Source organism: Paenibacillus sp. FSL R10-2771, assembly GCF_038000205.1.
GTDB lineage: Bacteria > Bacillota > Bacilli > Paenibacillales > Paenibacillaceae > Paenibacillus_AQ > Paenibacillus_AQ phytohabitans.
Genome location: NZ_JBBOBM010000001.1, coordinates 4739396 through 4757969, shown reverse-complemented (window position 1 = coordinate 4757969; position 18574 = coordinate 4739396). Strand labels below are relative to the sequence as shown.

Here is an 18574-nt window from a genome sequence, read left to right as displayed (position 1 = left end):
TTGTCGAGAATTGTTAAGAGTTTGTTTAGAGCTGTCTGATAGAATGGACCGCAGATATGAAAATTTCTAGTTAGATTTAATTGTTTTTTGTCCGCGGATAAGCAAGATGAAGGGAGAATGCGGGAGCTAAGGGAGCGTATACAAACTGCAGCAAAGCTTGCTATACAGCGGACGGAAAATGATGAATGAATAAGGGGGAGCGATACATTGTTAATGAGCAGGGGATTGAAGAAGTATTTCTCGTTGTTACTCGTAATCAGTTTATTTGTGACAGGAGCATTGCCCGCATCTGCAGGTACGGAGAATACAGCTCCGGTAAGCTGGGAGAACCTAAGCCCGCTGCCAAGCGGCAACAAAGTAATGGGAGTAACTATAGGCGCAAATACAGTCGTTGTGGTAGGTGAAGGAGGAAGCGTGGGTACGTTCAGCAACTACACGACCTGGGCGATCCGTAATTCAGGGGTAGTTAATGACTTGAACGATATTATAAATATAGGCTCAGGGGCTAACGCCAAATTTGTTGCTGTAGGCGACAAGGGAACCGTCATAACGTCAACAGATGGTGCTTCCTGGACCACTCAGACTACAGGCATATCTGAAAATATATCTGAAAACTTGAATGCAGTTGTTTACAGCGGCAGCAGATTAGTCGCAGTCGGCGATTCAGGCAAAATAATTACGTCTAGCGATGGCGGCGTCACTTGGGCTGCTTCAACCTCAGGCGTTAGTGTGAATCTGAACGCTATTGCTTATGGTGACAGCAAGTTTGTAGCTGTTGGCGATGGCGGGAAAATTATTAACTCTTCGGATGGGCTGGCCTGGACGCCGCAGACTTCCGGTTCTACTAATGATTTGAACGGCATCAGCTATGGCGGCAATGTATTTGTTGCGGCCGGAGCTGCAGGTGAGATCCTAAGCGCCCCGAACGCTTTGGGCACATGGACAAAGGGAACGAATAGCATTAAGTCGGATTTCAATAGTGTATCTTACAGAAACAACAGATTTTTCATTGCCGGCGATGCAGGCAAACTGATATATTCAGCCACCGGAACGAGCGGTTGGAGCAGTTCAGTTTCAGTAGCCGGAGCTACGGATAATCTGATGAAAATCAAGGCTACCGATTTTGGTTATTTTATAGTTAGCTCAGAGGGTACTGTATTTTTCGCGACAGCAAGTACTGGCGGAACGAGCAGCTGGGAAAAATTCAGCTCCCCCACCTCCAGTGCACTGAAGACGGTAACCTACGCCAATAATACCTATATTACCGTTGGTACGGATGGATTGATCGGCACTTCCACCGACGGTAAGGTCTGGTCGAAGGTTGCTAGCGGCACTACTAATGCTATTAACGGCATTGCTTATGGCAACAGCAAGTTCGTAACGGTCGGCTCGAACGGCCAAATCCTGACCTCCAGCAACAACGGTACTAGTTGGACAGCCGGAACCTCAGTGGACGCTATTACACTTAATAGTATTGTTTACGGCAGCGGCCTTTTTGTTGCAGTAGGCAATAGCGGGAAAATTGTAGTGTCTTCAGACGGAGTCAACTGGGCGAGGATCTCCGACAGTAAGACCGTGAATCACTTAAATGCTGTTACCTATGGCAACGGCAAATACGTGGCTGTAGGTGCTGGCGGTACCATCGTAACTTCTTCCAATGGAGCGGAGTGGAAATCGGAAGATTCCAAAACGAACGGTAAATTGTTGAACGGCATCAGCTACGGCAGCGGTTTATTCGTGGCGGTCGGCGCGTCCGGAACGGTCGTAATCTCTGCGGATAGCTCAAGATGGTCGGCCAGAACCATTGACGGCCAAGTGAATCTGAATGGAGTTGCATCCGGAAGCGGCGTATTTATGGCAGCGGGAGACAGCGGGAATGTCTACTACACCGCTGATCCAAGCCAGACTTGGCACCCTGAGACTACAGGCACGACTAAAAAACTTAACGGCATCGGGTTTATTGCCGGGCAAGATCGTTTTATCGCAGTCGGTGACCCCGGCGTGATGATTGTGTCCTATCCGGTTCTCAACATTCCGCGGGTTATAAGTCAGTCTCCAGAGAATGCTGAGAAAGATATACCAACCGATGCTGAGCTGGTTCTGACTTTCAATCAGAAGGTGACAGCAGCCAGTGGAAATATTAACATTTACAAAGCTTCGGATCTGTCAGCTCCGTTTGAAACCATCCCGGTGGACGACAGCATCAGGGTAACCGTACAGAATAATACTGTAACGGTTAATCCCAAAAAGGATTTGGATAAAGGGACTAAATATGCAGTCACAATTGACAGCGATACGTTCTACAACGAGAGTGAAATTGGGAATGTAGCGATTGAAGGTGATGCCTGGAGCTTTACGACAGTAGCCGTGCTGGATGAAACAGCTCCAATTGTAACTGCTTATTCTCCTGATAAGGGAAAAACGGGAGTAGCCATTGACGCGGATCTGACGCTTACATTCAGCGAGGATGTAACGAAGGAGAGCGGCAACATTGAGATTTACGAAAGTACGGATAGCGATGTACCGGTGCAGATTATTCCGATCTCTTCTAATAACGTAGCGATCGATGGCAGCGTGATTACTATTGATCCGTTTTTCCCGTTGAAATACAATACAAGCTACTTTGTGAATATTGGAGCTGGTTCATTCATTGATCCGGCAGGCAACTATTATGCCGGAATCACGGACAGCGGGACCTGGCAGTTTACAACAGAAGAGGCGCCGGATACTACACCACCGGTGGTGAGCTCTTATTCGCCTGAGGATAGAGCAACGGAGGTTGCCACTGGCGCGAACCTGACCCTTACCTTCAGTGAGAATGTAACGAAAGGTGAAGGAAGCATTGAGATTTATAACAGTGCGAATAGCATTACCCCGGCTGTGACCATTCCTGTCACTTCCGAAATTGTAACGGTCCAAGGCAACGTGGTAACGATCAATCCGGAGGATAAGCTGGACTACAGCACAAGCTACTTTGTGAAGATCGGGTCCGGGGCATTCAAAGATACGGCCGGCAACAATTATGCCGGCATCGCGAACAGCACAACCTGGCGGTTTACAACAACCGGTGAACCGGATACGGCTGCACCAACCATAAGCGCGTATTTACCTGCTAACGGTGCAACAGGTGTAGGGGTTGAGACCAATCTTGTGCTTACTTTCAGCGAGAATGTATCGGCGGGTGAAGGCAGCATTGTGATCTACAACAGTGCGTCTGACAAGGCGGTAGCTACGATTTCCGCCAGTGACCTGACCATCCTGAATGATGTAGTGACGGTTAATCCGGCTGACAATCTGGAGTATGGTACCAGTTACTTTGTTCAGATCACGGACGATGCATTCACAGATACAGCGGGCAACTACTTTGCAGGCATCTCTGACAGCACAACCTGGCAGTTTACAACAGCTGCTGCACCAGATACGACATCGCCAACAGTAACCGTGTTTTCACCTGAGCCTGGGGCAACGGAAGTGGGGATTGATGCCAATCTTATCCTTACCTTCAGCGAGAATGTAACGGCGGGAGAAGGCAACATTGTGATCTACAATAGTGCCAATAATGCACCGGTAGCTACAATTCCCGCTGCTTCCGGAAATGTAACCACCCAGAATCATGTAGTGACGATTAATCCGGCTGACGATCTGAAGTATAGTACAAGTTACTATGTACGGATTGGAACCGGGACGTTCAAAGATACTTCAGGCAACAGCTATGCTGGCATCAACGACAGCGGAGTATGGAACTTTACAACAACCGGTGTACCAGATAGAACCTCACCAACGGTGAGCACGTATTCACCGGAGCCTTGGGCAACGGAAGTAGCACTTGGCGCTAATCTGGTTCTTACCTTCAGCGAGAATGTAAAGAAAGCGGAAGGCAGCATTGAGATTTTCAAAAGTACAGATGAGATTCATCCGATAGTGACGATTCCCGTCGCATCAGACATCGTAACGATTCAGAATAATGTTGTAACTATTAATCCGGCTGACAATCTGGAGCATGGTACAAGCTACTTTGTCCGGATTACAGAAGGCGCATTTAGAGATAATGCAGGCAACAGCTTTGCCGGTATTGCAGGCATCACAGCCTGGCGGTTTGTAACAGCCAGCGGGCCTGATACAGCAGCGCCGCTGGTGACAGCTTATAGTCCGGCAGACAATGCAACCCAAGTATCCACATCCGCTGCGCTCTCATTGACCTTTAACGAGAATGTATTAGCCGGGGATGCCAATATTGATATTGTGAATGCGGCGGATGATATGATCGTAACGACGATTAAAGCGGGTAATCAGGCGCTTGTCTCCGTTACGAATGCTACCGTCAGCATTAATACAGGCGGTATATTGAAGCAGGGCGGCAGCTATTATGTATTGATTCACCCGGGTGCATTTACTGATGAGTCAGGGAACAGCTTTGCGGGGATTGCGGATAAAACCGTCTGGAACTTCTCAACCGTTCCTGTACCCGTCACGCCAACAGATCCTCCGGCATCGGGTTCTGGAGGTTCCGGAGGAGCGGCACCTGTAGCAACACCAAGCACGCAGACCGAAACCATTAATCTAAACGTTGAAAACGGCTCAACCCAAGGCTCCAATGTATCCTCCGTTGTCGTTAGCCGTACGAAGGATGCAAATGGTGTGAAAAGTGATGTTATTACGTTCGCATTGGATCAAGCGCTCAGAGCGATTAATGAGCTTAAGGCGGCTGGCTCCAATATTGCCAGAATCATCGTTCCTGATGCCAATGATGAGGTTGCGGAAACTAGAATGACTATTCCAGCCGCTTCAAGCAAGGCGTTTGCCGATAATCAAATCAGTCTGGACATCTTCACGGTTAATGCGGAAGTGAAGGTGCCGGGAAGCTCTCTGGTTGGGTTTGGTACAGATATTTATTTCAACCTGGTACCCTTAAAAACGCAGCAGCAGAGTGCAGATGCTGAAGCGCGTGCAAAAGCACAGGTTCAAAGTCTGTCCGGCGGTGGGGCGGTGACGCTGGTAGGCCGTCCGGTAACGATTGATACCAATCTGCAGAGCCGTCCGGTGACGCTGGTGCTGCCGATTAACAACACTTCGTTAACTGCAGAACAGCTGAAGGCACTGGCGGTCTTCATTGAGCATAGCGACGGCACCAAAGAACTGGTTAAGGGCGAAATTGTACCCTTCGGCCAAACCGGCAAGTCCGGAATTCAATTTAATGTCAATAAATTCAGTACATTTACAGTTGTTCTTGCGCAAGATCCTGCGGTACAAGTGAAGGCTTATATGACGGGTTACGCTGACGGCACCTTCCAGCCGGGCAAGAGCATTACCCGTGCAGAAGTTGCCAGCATCATTGCCCGTACCTTCAACCCGTCAGCCAGTACTTCCGGCGTTGCATACACAGATCTTGCTGCCGGCCACTGGGCAACAAATGCAATTAATCTGGTGAGCAGCAGCGGTATTATGAAAGGTTACGCTGACGGAAGCTTCAAACCAAACCAAACGATCACCAGAGCCGAAATGGCGACCATTCTGTCCCGTCTGGTTACTAACGGTCAGGGGAATGCAGTCAGCTTCAGCGATATTGCCGGCCACTGGGCACAGGCAGCCGTTGAAACGACGGCCAAAGCGGGCATGATCACCGGTTACGAAGATGGAACCTTCCGTCCGAACCAAACGTTAACCCGAGCGGAGGCCGTAACCATCGTCAACCGTGCCCTGGGCATCACGCCGCTGACAAGCGCGGCACCACAATGGTCCGACGTCCCTGCGCAGTATTGGGCATTTAGCAATATCCAAGCGGCATCGGTGGATCACACAGCAGAATAATCACTACAAAAACAGCCCTTCCTTCCGTCTTCTGACGGGGGGAGGGCTGTTTTTTGCAAATTCGTTTAGACTGCCGGCGACTATTTGCTCATATCGAAATCCGGCATGCCGATCGAAGAGAACCACTGACGGATCTGTTCCTGATCCTTGGAGAAGGTGAGGCCGAGCTGAAGCAGGATTCTCGCTTTCTGCGGGAGCAGGTCGCCTGCGCCTATGATTCCTTTGGCTCCAGTGTCATATACCGCCCCTGAGCCCGCGCGAGTCGCGCTGACGAACAAAACGCCCTTCTCGATTGCCGCTGTGCGGGCGGCTTGCTGCGCGGTGGAGATACCGCCGGCACCGTGACCCGCAGTTACAATCCCTTTAACCCCTTCATCGGCCAAGGCAGTGATGGGGGTTGCGGAGGCTTCCGTGTAGCTGTATACAACGTCAACCTTAGCCAGGTCCTCTGGCTGGATCGTGCTGAGATCAAATGGAGTTTTCCACTTATCCGTTCCGGCATCCTTGACGCGGGCTGGAGCACGAACGGCACGAATCCGGTTCTCGTCTACCGTTCCCAGAGCGCCGTACCGGCCCCCGTCAAAGGTATCCAGACGCAGGGCATCTGTCTTGGTGACTTCTCTTGCGGCGAAAAATTCATCGTTCATCATCAAAACAGTGCCATAATAGGCTGTTTTTTGACTTGCTGCCAGCCGGATAGCATTCAGCAGATTGGCTTCCCCGTCGAAGGAGATAGTATTGGATTGTCTCATGGATCCTGTGAAGATAACGGGCTTTGGACTGCGGACGGTGAGATCGGTCCAGTAGGCCAGCTCTTCCATGATGTTGGTGCCGGTAGTAACAACTACTGCATTAACAGCCGGATTGGCCAGTTCCTTATCGATAGCGATCGTGAGGTTATATAAGTCCTTGGAGGTGGTTTGCGCCGAACTGATGTTGCTAAGCTCAGTGCTGGTGACATTAGCTACTTTGGATAGCTCGGGCTGTAATCTTTGGATAATATCATTAATCGGTACCTTGGGTGTGCCGTAAGTCTGAAACAGTTCTCTGGAAGGCGAAGTGGAGGTGATCGTTCCGCCGACGCCTACCACTACGACATTAGGAATAATTTTCCCGGGTACGCTGACTTCGGCGGCCTTCGTGATGGAAGGGAATGACAACATGGTGAAGAGAACAAGTAGGGCGGTGAAGAGACGTAGACTTCTTTTGTGAATAAAATTCATAAGTGACCTCCTTTTATTTTAAATTCAATGTAATTATATATGACATAAATCATAAATGTCAAAATGATATTTTTACTTTTATGTAAAATAAATCAATAATTATGCATTAATCATGTATAAATATTAAATAAATTAATTTCAATGTTACTATATATAACACGATAAGTATATTTGGCTCCGATAACCTGTTGCCGGTGCCAGCGTGGATGTCATGAGCGGGCTTCGCAAAGTTCATTGCGGTCGGGACGGGGCCGAGAAGCTGGCGTCCGAGCTGGCTGCTGTGAAGTAAGAGGTTGTCCCGAATACAACAGAATGGGCCGATCACATCCCTGTGACGGCCCATTCTGCTTTTGTACATTAAGCTTTCGCATTCTCATAGATATTCATGACCACCTGCTGGATCGGCAGTTCCTTGACGGAGATGTCGGAGAACTGGTGCTTCCGGGAGATATTTTCGATGAAGTCACTGATAGAAATCCGTGCTGTATCCACCTCAAGCGTAATCTGAAAGTCAGACGGCCGTTCGATGACCTTGGTGTAGGTGTTGTCGAAGTCAGTGCCCTGTGCAGATTCTACAAAAGTAAAACTAACCTGTTTCTTCTCCCCCAGGAAAAGCTTCAGCCGTTGAAGCGAATCATCAAACACCTTCTCCCCATGGTTAATGACAATCACCCGGTGGGCAAGCTCTTCCACGTCCTCAAGATCATGGGTCGTCAGGATACAGGTCATATTCTGTTTCTGATTCATCTGGCGGATGAATTCGCGGATCTTGACCTTGGCGATTACATCCAGGCCAATAGTCGGCTCGTCCAGAAACAGGATGTCCGGTCCATGCAGCATCGCCATGACGAATTCGCATTTCATGCGTTCACCGAGGGATAGCACCCGGGTGGGCTTTTCGATCACAGAAGCTATATCCAGCAGCCCGGTCAGTTCTTCCAATCGGTTGTTGTAATCCTTAGTGGTAATCCCGTAGATGGCTTTGTTCATGTTGAAGCTGTCGATCGGCGGAATATCCCAGATCAGCTGGGATTTCTGGCCGAAGACGGCCCCGATTTGGCCGACATAACGCTTCCTGTCCCGGGCAGGCGAATAACCCAGTACCTGAATTTCTCCACTTGTGGGGTAGAGCGCGCCGCAGAGCATTTTGATAGCGGTGGATTTGCCCGCCCCGTTGGGCCCCAGAATGCCGCAGATTTCACCTTGCGCAATGGAGAAGCTGATATCGCTTACGGCCTGAACTAGGACTTCTTCACGCTGGAATAAGCTCCTGAAGGTCTGCCCCATGCCTGCGCCACGCCTATAGGTTGTATATGTCTTGGTCAAATGCTTCACATCAATAACCGGCTTCATCCGCCTACCCCCTCGTACAATCTGATCATATGCCGGTATACCCATACGGCTGCTGCCATAAATAAAAAGCAGGGCACAATCGCCGCGAAATCGCTCGCTTGCACCCGTCCCAGTAAAGCGGACGCCGGGAGGAAGCCTACCATTCCCACTGGAATGATCATCGTGGCTACGGCCTGAACAGCCTGAGGGAATATCGGCAGCGGATATTTGCCGACCTGCAGCACGCTGTCCGCAAGCTCGGAAATTCGCGAATTGCCTACCCATTTGAAGGACATCGCGGCCATCATCAGAGATAATCCGGCCAGGACAGCTGTCCCGGCGATGAACATGCCGGCGAACTGCAGCCAAGCGAGCGCAGAAATCGCGCCTACATGCAGGGCTGAGAAGATGAACAGCGCCACACCGCCCAGGAACAGGCCGATACTTTCGGTAGAAAATGTCGTGGCCACAATGAAAAACAGCGGGTTCAGCGGTTTAAGCAGAATCACCTCGAAGCTGCCCTCGCGAACATGCGACATGGTTGTCCAGAGAACCCCGCCGAAGACAAGGCTGGAGAGGCCGCTGGACATGGTGAACACAGACTGGATCAGCAGTACTTCATACAGGCTCCAGCCCGGAAAGCTGGTGCCTGCCCTGTAGATCAGCAGGGTCACCAGCGGAAAGAGAATGTTGCCGGCCAGCGTGATCAGGCTGCTGACGATGAAGTTCATCCGGTAGGCCGCAGCCGATTGAACAGCGGAGTACATACACTGCTTATACACTTCCAGATACCGTTTCATGTTGAGAATTGTCCTTTCATCAGGGCATTCACGCGCCGACAGCCGTGAATTGCTTCATGGCCTGGCGGCGGATAACCTCGTTAAGTCCAAAAGTAATCAGCACTGCCACGGCCTGCAGTCCTACCGCCTGCGGAATGGACAGCTCCAGGCCGCCGAGCGAATAATACCCGGTGAACACCATTGCCGGCATGTAGGCGATGTATTGGAACGGCAGGAAGAACTGGATGACCTGCAGCCAGTGCGGGAAGAAGGCGAGCGGAATGAGCGCCCCTGAGAAAATAGCCGACACCAGCATGAACGCGCTGCGGATTCCGCCCGACTGCACTAGCCAGAATGAAGTCAGGCCAATCGTATAGTTCACATAGAAATTCATCAGAAAGGCAAGCAGCACAGACAATAGTGTCCACGGGAGGCTTGCCGGCCGCATATCGATTCCGAATATAATAATAAAAATGAAAAGGCAGGGCACAAATTCAAACAGGAAGCCCAGGAAGCGGTGCCCGAGCTTCTGGAACAAGGCGAAGGAACGGTGATGAACCGGCCGCAGATGAAAGGTCAGAAACTTGCCGGTGCGCACGAGCATGGACAGGTTCCAGTCGGCAAAATCCATAATCAGATAACCGATCAGCGCCGTTGCCCCGAAATAGCGGATCATCTGGTGGAGATCCATTCCCCCCAATGTAGCTTGCCCGCCATATACCGCTGTCCAGATGAAATATTGCACCATGAAATATACAGGGCCGACGATAACGGAAACCAGGGAATGGGTGCGGTAGGCACTCCACTCTTTATAGGTCACCTCCGCTACCGAGCGGCAAACAAGCCAGTTATGCTTAAGGCGGTTCATTTAGATCAGTCCTGACCAGATAATATTGGTTACATTGAACAGCCCTTCCGCATACCAGTTATCGTCAGTGAAAGGCACGAACCATACCGCAGCAAGCTGCTCTGCAGGGTCGATAGCCATGCAGCAGGCACCTGCACCTTCATGGAAGTAACTGCCCTCAGAGTAGAGGAAGGCAGGACCTTGTCTCATATCCAGTCCAATCCCGTAGCTCCGGTCTTTGACATTGTTACCCCAGCAGTAATCGGGCACGCCATAGAGGGTGCGGGTGGTGAGCTTCTCGACGGCCTTGCGGCCCACAATCCGGGTATCGCCCAGCGTGCCCATGCCCAGCAGCATATTGGCGAACAAGATAAGATCGGCGGGTGTAGAGACCAGGCCTCCGCCGGTACTGGACACCGTCTCCCACAGCTTTTCTGCCGGAGAGAGCTCTGGCTGAGTACCATGGATCAGGTCATGGAGCCGCTTTTCTTTTCTTTCGTTTCTTATAATGAAGCGTGCAGCCAGCTCCGGAGTCGGTTCCCACATCGTATCCTTCATTCCGAGCGGCTTCAGAATCTGCTCCTCTATGTACTGCTCGGCGGTAACGCCAGTGATTTTCTTAATAATCTCACCGAGGATACAGAAGCCGAATGAGCAATATTGCCACTCCTCGCCAACCTTTTTATTAACCCCGCAGCTCAGTGCAGCTGAAATCCAGTCGGGCTTACCGTCCTCAGGATTATACTTGTCGAAGTACTCTTCGATCAGCTGCCAGTAAGACTTATGGTAGGGGATCATGCTGCCGGCACAGTCGGGAAACAGGCCCGAGGTATGGGTCAGCAGGCTGTAGATATCGATTTTGCTGAATGGCTCTACGTTAAAGGGCTCCAGAATCGTCCCGACAGGAATGTCCAAGCGGATGAATCCGTCCTCCACAAGCTTAGCAATGGCTACTGAGGTAATGGCTTTGGTAATGGATGCGATATTATGGACCGTTGCCGGTAAAAGCGGTTCCGTCCGGTCCTCACGGTACGAGCGGGGGCCTATGGCACCGTGCATGAATGTTTTGCCGTATCTGGATACGCAGTAAGAGGCAGCCTGGATCTTCTTGTCATCGATCAGATTCTGGAAATGGCTGTGCAAAACACCGATTCGTGAAGCGTCATAACCTACCTCTGCCGGTGAGCAGTCGGTATTACCAAGAGTGTGCAGCATAATATGCCTCCTTAAAATTTAGTAGTGCCGTGTATGGCTCAAATAAATATCTAAGCGCTTTCACTGTGACAAGCACATGCCAATCAGGATGGCAATGGCTACTGGCACGATACGTCTAAGTATATTCCAGGGATTGGATGTTGCAATGGGGAGTTTGTTTATAACCAAACTTGACTTAGTGAGCTGCTGTTATGGAATAACAAGAATGTGATATAGTGGTGGGAAATTAACAGGGAGAGACAGGATGGCGGGGAATGTTCGTGTTGAACATATATTAAAGGAGTGAATCACCTATGTACGAGCAGAAAACGAAAGAGACTGAGCAGAGCGTCACCCAGTTTATTGAACAAATAGAGAGTCCGGGGAAACGTGAGGATGCTTATAAATTATTAGATATTTTCAGCGAAACTACGGGTTATCCGGCGAAAATGTGGGGCCCGAGCATTATTGGTTTCGGAACGTACCACTACAAGTATGCGACAGGGCATGAAGGGGATGCACCGCTGGTAGGCTTCTCGCCGAGAAAAGCGAAGATCAGCCTATACTTTGCAGCGGGTGATACCCAGCGGGAAGAGCTGCTGCAGAGGCTGGGGAAGCATACAGCGGGCAAAGCCTGTATATACGTAAATAAGCTGGACGATATTGATGCCGTTGTCCTGAAGGAATTCATTCAGCAATCTGTGAAGTTCTTAAGAGAGACTTACGGAGCTTGAAGCCTGCAAGTGACAGCAATGTCACATGAGACCTCTTAATTAGCAGGTGAATCGCACGACAGTGCTTACCCGAACCCCTACAATGAAGGAGTTGGCTGGAACGGACACTTCACTCCGCCCTTTGGAACTCCAAATTTAAGGACATTAGGGAGAGGCTGCAGTTGAAACAAGGTAATATCAAAAGGAATAACAAAAGGGATAACACCCGTATCAAGTCCGGCATTCTAAGCGCTCTGCTTATACTGGGTTGTGTTAATGTGGGAAGTGCCTATGCTCAGCAGCCGGAATCTTCAGTGAGTCCAGCCTCTATCGAACTGCATGCCGAACTCAGCCGCGCATCCGCTGCAGATGTACAGAATGGCCCCCATGATGCGAAGGAAGTCGAGGCGTTTCTGGATGGTTTTTTTGCCAGAGCGGATATTAAGGCGAAAGCCGGAGCTGCTGCGGTCTCAGTCGTTCAGGACGGGGAAACCCTCATCTCGAAGGGATATGGGGTAACCGGCAAATCAGCGAAGTCAGGGGTAGATGCAAGCAGGGATACGTTCCGGATCGGCTCCGTGTCCAAGGTGTTCACTGCAGCTGCCATTATGCAGCTGGCCGATCAAGGGAAGATCTCACTTCAGGACAATATTGAAAAATACCTGGACGGCTACACGCTAACGAGTCCTTATGATACTCCGGTAACGGTGGAACATCTGTTGACGCATACGACAGGTTTTGAAGTACGCGAACCTGCCGACGCCAGCTATCTGTACGACACTTCCCGTAAGCCGGTTTCTTTAAAGGATAGCATCTATGATGTCTTTCCTCCTGTGGTCCGCGAGCCGGGAGCCTCTTACATGTACGATAATTTCGCTTCCAGACTACAGGGTTATATCGTGCAGCAGGTAAGCGGAGAATCCTTCGGGAGCTATGTGGAGAACCATCTGTTTAAGCCGCTTGGCATGAATTCAAGCAGCTTCCGTGTAACTCCTGAATTGGCATACCGGCTCGTGCCTTCCTATGACGGGGAGGGCGGCGCTATACCGCTATACGGCTTCTCTCCGGCGGAGTGGCCTGAAGGCAGCATGTTATCAACCGCATCTGATATGGCGCTATTCATGGAAGCTTTTCTGAATGGCGGCAAGGCTGCTGACGGTACGGTAATCCTGTCCGGGGAATCGGTTAAGGCGATGTCTTCCTACCGGATGGTTATTCATCCCGATCTGCCGGATACGACCTATGGCTTTGAATCACCTGTAATCCCGGCCCGGACGAAAGGGGAGAAGGTGATCTCCAAAGGCGGAGACATTCTAGGTTACAGCTCTTTGCTGTGGATTCTGCCTGACCGGCATACTGGAGTGTTCGTATCATACAATACCAATCAGGATTTGCGTAATGATCTGTTCACCGCATTTATGAATCACTATTATGCAGGGGGACAATCGCCGTATGAACCGAATGGGTATCAGGTGCAGGCTGCGGAGGAACTGGCCAGGTTCGAGGGCTTGTACTCCGATCTAAGAATTAAGCTGCTGACGAAAGTTCAAGCAAACGCAGACGGTACCCTAACGGTGAGTGATGTGCTCAGCCGTCATCAGTTGAAGCAGATTGGCGAGCTGCTGTTCGTGGATGAGGAGGGGAATCCGCTGGCCTTCAAAGCGGATAATGAGGGCCATATCCTCTATATGAAATACTCCAATCTATATAGCTATGCGTCCAAACTCCCGGAGAATCCAGCCGGATTTCCGGATGTGCCGGCCAATCATCCGTATGCCGGCTATATTCTGAGCCTGCGGTCACTGGGCTTCTTGACAGAGGAGCTTTCGGAGCCGTTTGAGCCTGAGCAAAAAGTTACCCGCGGAGCGTTCATCCATACGTTTAATACGATATGGAGCATCCCGGAGTCATCGAATCCGTCCTTATTCAAGGACACCGGTAATTCACCATACCAACAGGATATTCAAGCTGCGGTCGAGGCTGGCATGCTGAATGGAACCGGCAACGGGTTGTTCGAGCCGGACCGTCCGATTCTGCGCGAAGAAGCGGCAGCAATCGTCTACCGCCTGCTTATAGCAACGGGGATCAGGGTACCGGGTTCTACCGCCGGGCTTGCACCGGGTACGTCGAAGTGGGCTGCCGATGCTGTCCGTTCAATCGTTAGCTGGAAGCTGCATGGACCGGAGGTTACGGAGTCGGACGGCATGTCTGACTACGGTTCACTACGTGCGCTGAGCAAACAGGAGATGGCGGCTCTGCTGTTCCGCATGCTGCTTCCGCAATAAGAACATACAGGGAGAAGGGGCGATTCATTCGCTCTTTTTTTGTGCTGCAGGTAATTTTCACATTGCCTGTTAACTTTGTAATGGTATTTCTTATTATTCCATGCGACAATGCCATTCTGGCTATTATTTTTCTGTAATGGTGGAAGAATTTAATTACCCTCATCAGAAATTTGTCCTGTGCAATAGGGGAGTGCAGAGTTGAATTTAGCCTGGAGGACGTTTGATAAATAAAAACCTGAGAATGAAAGGACAATGAATCACATTATGAATTCGAAGCCGTTAACCAAAAGTATCACCTTCATGCAAGCCCTGGCCCTTGTGGTAGGGATGATTATCGGATCGGGGATCTTTCTGAAGCCCGGGATTGTGCTGAATAACGCGGGAACTCCATGGATGAGTATCCTGGCCTGGGGTGCCGGGGGGATTATTACACTGGCTTCGGCGCTGAGCGTGGCGGAAATTGCTGCCGCGATTCCGAAGTCAGGAGGTTTGTATACATATTTAAGTGAATTGTATGGCGGGGTATTCGGCTACCTGCTCGGCTGGGTGCAGGCTGTGATCTCCTATCCGGCTTCTGTTGCCGCGCTGGCGATTGCTTTTGCCACATACTCCGGCTACTTCCTGCCGTTGAATCACTGGCAGCAGAAGCTGCTGGCCGTGGGTATTCTGGCTTTCATTCTGCTGATAAATGTCATCGCCACAAGGTTCGGCGGAATCATCCAGACTGTGGCAACTGTGGGCAAGCTGATTCCGGTAGCGGGCATCGTGGGCGTAGGCTTGTTCTCGGATCTGGCTCCCGGCTTTGGAGGAATCAGTGCATCAGCGGCAGGCGCGGGCTTCGGGGCGGCGGTTCTGGGCACACTCTGGGCGTATGACGGCTGGATCAGCGTGACCAATATGGCGGGTGAAATCAACAATCCGGCCAAAACACTGCCAAAAGTCATTTCGATCGGCGTTATATTTGTAATTGCTGTATATGTACTGTTCAACATTGCAGTGTTCAAAGCGCTGCCCTATGATCAGATTATTTCCTCCCAGACTCCGGGTGCAGATGCGGCAGAAGCGCTATTCGGCAGCGGCGGCGGAGCTTTTATTACAGCAGGCATCATTGTCTCCGTATTAGGAGCGCTGAACGGGTATCTGATGACCGCTGCGCGGGTGCCGCAGGCGATGGGGGAGAAGCGGCAGATTCCATTTTCCCGGGTGCTCAGCAGTATTCATCCGAAGTTCCAGACCCCGGCGAATGCGCTTATTTTTCAGAGTGTGCTGGCGGTGATCTACATCTTCTCGGGAACTTTCAATACGCTGACAGACCTGCTGGTGTTTGTCCTGTGGATTTTCTTTACGATGGGTGTGTTCGGCGTGTTCATCCTGCGCAAGAAAATGCCGTATGAACCAGGCCGCTACCGCGTGCCGCTCTATCCGTTCACCCCGATACTTGGCGTGGCAGGCGGAATCTATATTCTGGCCAGCACGATCATCAGTGATCCGCTGCGTTCGCTGGTGGGGATCGGCATTACGCTGGCCGGACTCCCGATTTATTATGTGATGATCCGGAAGAACCGTGTGTAGAGTAAGTCCACAGATTGTCCGAGGGTAAGCTGAATATGAAATAAACTGCGCAGTGCAAGGTGCTTCAGGGCTTTGTACTGCAGCAGTTAACGGCTGAGCAAGAGGGAATATAATTATTTGTTGACAAGGGGAGTTATATTAAGTATACTATGAAAGTATCTTTTGAGCGGGCGTTCACAGCTTAGAGATTATCGTCTTGTAGATCAGAATACATAGACACATACGGACTCTTAGCTCAGTTGGTAGAGCAGTAGACTCTTAATCTATTTGTCCAGGGTTCGAGCCCCTGAGAGTCCATCACACAAGAAACGGCAGAGATGCCGTTTTTTTATCGTTTAAGGCGTGAATAATAAAGTTGGAATATCGCTGAAGAGGCGGCTAAGGCATCCGGGAGCAGCGTTGGCGAGGGTTGGGCTGAATCAGCGCCGGAAATAGTTATGATTTTCTCCACTTGCTGATGAATAGAGAAGCCCTCGCCGGACAGCAGTTGGATAAACAGCACTTAATTTGCGGTAAAGGCCATAAAGTAGAGTGAATGTGAGAAATTAAGTGACGTTTCTCCAACTAAAATCCTGAAATTAGTCAAAAGAGCGAAATTAAGATACGTTTTTCCATTTAATACTCTATGTACTGGGTAAACTACGGCGGCGATCTCTAAGCACGACTCATTAATTAGCATTAGCCTATACTCAATTACCGTAGTTTGCTGATTCGCTTGAAATTAAACTTGATCATGCTTGTCAGAACAGGAGCTAGCAATGCTCCGCAATCTGTACTTCGAAGCCGTCCGGGTCTAGAATGTAAAAGAACCGCAGATGCGGATTCGGCGAGACGGGTCCGCGTGCTACCGGAATTCCCTCGTTACTAAGCTCCTTCATAGCCTCGTCCAGTGAACCTGCCTCGAAACCTACTGAAATACCGCACTCCGGCTTTAGCGCCGGATCACTTCCCTGAATAAGCTCGATCTTCGGTTGTCCTTCTGCACCCAGCATGACAATTTGCCTGCCTCTGCTCTCAAATCTGCGCTCAATGGGAAGGCCCAGAATCCTGTGATAGAAATCAAGGGAAGCCTCCAGATCGCGCACTCTGAGCGTAATCCAGTTCATACTCAAGTTCATGTTTCTCATATCCTTTGCTGTGAATTTTGGTAGTGTCTATTATACGCTATGTGTACGGCTTTTTTAACATACACAGTCTGCCGGTAACGTTATAATCTATCTGGAATGATTCTGTTATATTGCCGGAGGCCGGAAGATGAGGAAGTATGTGCTGCTATTGATATTTCTAGTACTTATGGGACTGCTGGCCTTCATAGGAACGATATGGCGCGAGGGTCCGCAACAAGAGGTGCCTGAATTAACAGCGGCCCGGAAGCGGGAGGATTTTGAATATCTGGCCAAGCTCGTGAAGGAGGTTTATCCGCTGGATAAGGCGCTTGAGCAGGATAAAGGTCTTGAGAATATGGACGTAATCGGTCAGGCATTCATAACCCGGGCCGGGGAATCTGCCGATAATGCTGAATTTCTCCGGCTGTTCTATGAATACATGACATTCTTGGGGCAAGCCGGCCATGCACAGGTGGTCTTTGATGAGCCGTACAATCCTATGCTTGCTTTCTTCTATAACATTGATAAACAAGCCTACCGCTCCAGAGACTACTGGCTTAACATGGCGGCCGGTGTGGAGATGTATGTGCACAGCAAAGCAGACATCCACTATGAGCAGGGTAAATATGTGCTGGCGCAGGATTATCAGGCGAGAGAGACTCTTTTTCCGCAAGGTTCAATAATTGAGCGAATTAACGGTCTGGATGTTGAGGATTATGTTAAGTCTTTGCAGACACGGCTTCATCTAGTTTGGGATGCTGCGCTTCATCGGGTATACCTGCAGACGCTACTTAGTGCTGATCCGGGGAACGGTGCTTGGATGATTGAAGCGGTCCGCCCGGATGGCACGATGGCCAAGGGGGATTTCTTGGTGTACAAGGGATATGCGGCGCCATACCGGAATGAACAGCCTGACAGCAATGTTATCCCCGTTGAGCTGGATGACCAGACCGGATATATAAGGATTTTTAGCTTTGCAGATATGTATAAGGAGCAGGACCGACTGGTTATTCAGGATTTCATGAAGAAGTCGGGAGGGAAATACAGTAAGCTGATTATTGATCTAAGGAGGAACGGCGGCGGTGATGATGATTATTGGGCGGATAATCTGCTGAAGCCTTTGTTAAAAGCGCCCGTGGATTACGAGCAATCCGCAAGCGTGAAGAAATTATTCGGTGAACGTTTCGGGCTGCGGTTTCGCCTGTACAAACAATTCGTCAGCTCTACTCTGACCAATAAGGACAGATATGACGTAACAGAGGTTAAGAAAGAGCAACTCCCGGGAGTAGACTCTGCGGACTGGGACACTTATACGGTGACCAAGTACTGGCAGCCGGAAGATTCTTTTCTCTTTGACGGAAAGGTATATGTGCTTGCAGACGGTGACAGCTTCTCGGCAGCAGACAACTTCACGGCCGCTGTCCGCAAGCTGGGCCTGGGAACGGTGGCCGGAACGAATACGGCGGGTGGAGCCTGTGTCTATATGGAGCCTTACAGGTACGCTCTGCCGAACAGCGGGATTATATTTAAACTCGAAACGGACCTGAACAGCAACGCTGAAGGCCGGATTAATGAAATCTACGGGACTGCGCCGGATGTGCTGATGGACGAATCCCGCTATCCAACGGCCTATCCGGAGAGTTATGAACCTGAGGTTTTGAAGAATGAGGAGTGGATCCGCAAGGTCATGCTGAGTCTATAATGGAATGTGAGTT

The 18574-nt window shown here is 50.3% G+C and carries 11 protein-coding genes and 1 tRNA gene; 6 read left to right on the top strand and 6 right to left on the bottom strand.

What is annotated here, in order from left to right; genetic code table 11:
* Positions 1–213: 213 nt before the first annotated feature.
* Positions 214–5808: an Ig-like domain-containing protein gene (locus NSU14_RS20470; protein WP_340947119.1), complete on the top strand. Its 5595-nt coding sequence runs from the start codon at positions 214–216 to the stop codon at positions 5806–5808.
* A gap of 80 nt (positions 5809–5888) precedes the next feature.
* On the opposite strand, the gene NSU14_RS20465 is transcribed toward NSU14_RS20470, so the two are convergent.
* The 5 genes from NSU14_RS20465 to NSU14_RS20445 form a co-directional block, all read right to left on the bottom strand.
* Positions 5889–7031 (bottom strand): asparaginase, encoded by a 1143-nt coding sequence (locus NSU14_RS20465; RefSeq protein WP_052421764.1) that lies wholly within the window; start codon positions 7029–7031, stop codon positions 5889–5891.
* Positions 7032–7388: 357 nt separating this feature from the next.
* Entirely contained in the window at positions 7389–8384 is a 996-nt protein-coding gene (locus NSU14_RS20460; protein ID WP_042135467.1) for an ABC transporter ATP-binding protein, read from the bottom strand.
* A complete protein-coding gene (locus NSU14_RS20455) occupies positions 8381–9163 on the bottom strand; it encodes an ABC transporter permease (RefSeq protein ID WP_042135468.1) in 783 nt (260 codons plus the stop codon). The genes NSU14_RS20460 and NSU14_RS20455 overlap by 4 nt, the downstream gene beginning before the upstream one ends.
* Before the next feature lie 28 nt (positions 9164–9191).
* Positions 9192–10010, bottom strand: coding sequence for an ABC transporter permease (locus tag NSU14_RS20450; RefSeq protein ID WP_340947113.1), 819 nt, complete (start codon positions 10008–10010; stop codon positions 9192–9194).
* Positions 10011–11204, bottom strand: coding sequence for a serine hydrolase domain-containing protein (locus NSU14_RS20445; protein WP_076242762.1), 1194 nt, complete (start codon positions 11202–11204; stop codon positions 10011–10013).
* A 293-nt stretch (positions 11205–11497) separates the two neighbouring features.
* Here NSU14_RS20445 and NSU14_RS20440 point away from each other — a divergent pair, with 293 nt between their 5' ends.
* From NSU14_RS20440 to NSU14_RS20425, 4 genes are all read left to right on the top strand, one after another.
* Entirely contained in the window at positions 11498–11917 is a 420-nt protein-coding gene (locus tag NSU14_RS20440) for a DUF1801 domain-containing protein (protein ID WP_076242763.1), read from the top strand.
* Between the two features lie 161 nt (positions 11918–12078).
* Entirely contained in the window at positions 12079–14181 is a 2103-nt protein-coding gene (locus NSU14_RS20435) for a serine hydrolase (protein ID WP_083705165.1), read from the top strand.
* Between the two features lie 252 nt (positions 14182–14433).
* Entirely contained in the window at positions 14434–15753 is a 1320-nt protein-coding gene (locus NSU14_RS20430) for an APC family permease (protein ID WP_218639431.1), read from the top strand.
* Positions 15754–15977: 224 nt separating this feature from the next.
* Positions 15978–16050, top strand: a tRNA-Lys gene (locus NSU14_RS20425).
* A gap of 455 nt (positions 16051–16505) precedes the next feature.
* Here the strand turns inward: NSU14_RS20425 and NSU14_RS20420 are convergent.
* The gene (locus tag NSU14_RS20420) at positions 16506–16859 is read right to left on the bottom strand and encodes a VOC family protein (RefSeq protein WP_340947103.1); all 354 of its coding nucleotides are present in this window, start codon (positions 16857–16859) and stop codon (positions 16506–16508) included.
* Between the two features lie 148 nt (positions 16860–17007).
* Here NSU14_RS20420 and NSU14_RS20415 point away from each other — a divergent pair, with 148 nt between their 5' ends.
* On the top strand, positions 17008–18561 hold the full coding sequence (locus tag NSU14_RS20415) for a S41 family peptidase (RefSeq protein ID WP_340947101.1): 1554 nt from the start codon (positions 17008–17010) through the stop codon (positions 18559–18561).
* The last annotated feature ends 13 nt before the right edge of the window (positions 18562–18574 follow it).